The organism is Methylobacterium pseudosasicola (genome assembly GCF_900114535.1).
In the GTDB taxonomy this organism is placed as follows: Bacteria; Pseudomonadota; Alphaproteobacteria; order Rhizobiales; family Beijerinckiaceae; genus Methylobacterium; species Methylobacterium pseudosasicola.
Window position 1 is genome coordinate 1 of sequence record NZ_FOTK01000129.1, and the last position, 1,090, is coordinate 1,090.

At 56.4% G+C, this 1,090-nt stretch carries 1 rRNA gene; it reads right to left on the reverse strand.

The features are described 5' to 3' along the window. A 23S ribosomal RNA gene (locus tag BM228_RS33505) occupies nt 1–1,090 on the reverse strand; the annotation flags it as partial.

Consider the following 1,090-nt stretch of genomic DNA (forward strand, 5'->3'; position numbering starts at 1 on the left):
ACGATACACGGCATCCGTCACCATCCGCTGGCCGGGGAATGTTCGCCCCGTTCCCATCGACTACGCCTTTCGGCCTCGCCTTAGGGGCCGGCTAACCCTGCGCAGATTAACTTTACGCAGGAACCCTTGGACTTTCGGCGAGAGTGTCTTTCACACTCTTTGTCGTTACTCATGTCAGCATTCGCACTTCCCATACCTCCACGGCCCCTCACAGGTGCCGCTTCACAGGCCTAGGGAACGCTCCGCTACCACGCAGCCCCGAAGGACTGCATCCGAAGCTTCGGCTCGTGGCTTGAGCCCCGTTACATTTTCGGCGCAGGACCCCTTATTTAGACCAGTGAGCTGTTACGCTTTCTTTAAAGGATGGCTGCTTCTAAGCCAACCTCCTGGTTGTTTTGGGAGTCCCACATCCTTTCCCACTTAGCCACGAATTGGGGGCCTTAGCTGTCGGTCAGGGTTGTTTCCCTCTCCACGACGGACGTTAGCACCCGCCGTGTGTCTCCCGCGCAGTACTCTCACGTATTCGGAGTTTGGTTGGGTTTGGTACCGCTGTGGGCGGCCCTAGCCCATCCAGTGCTCTACCCCGTGAGGTATTCACGCGAGGCGCTACCTAAATAGCTTTCGCGGAGAACCAGCTATTTCCGAGTTTGATTGGCCTTTCACCCCTAGCCACACGTCATCCAAGACCTTTTCAACGGGCACTGGTTCGGACCTCCAGTGGGTGTTACCCCACCTTCATCCTGCACATGGCTAGATCACTCGGTTTCGGGTCTAAAGCCACGAACTGAACGCCCTGTTCAGACTCGCTTTCGCTGCGCCTCCACCTATCGGCTTAAGCTCGCTCGTAACTTTAAGTCGCTGACCCATTATACAAAAGGTACGCGGTCACTCAGGACGAACCTTGAGCTCCCACTGTTTGTAAGCATCCGGTTTCAGGTGCTGTTTCACTCCCCTCGTCGGGGTGCTTTTCACCTTTCCCTCACGGTACTGGTTCGCTATCGGTCGCTGAGGAGTACTTAGGCTTGGAGGGTGGTCCCCCCATGTTCAGACAGGATTTCACGTGTCCCGCCCTACTCGAGTCCTGTGGTTC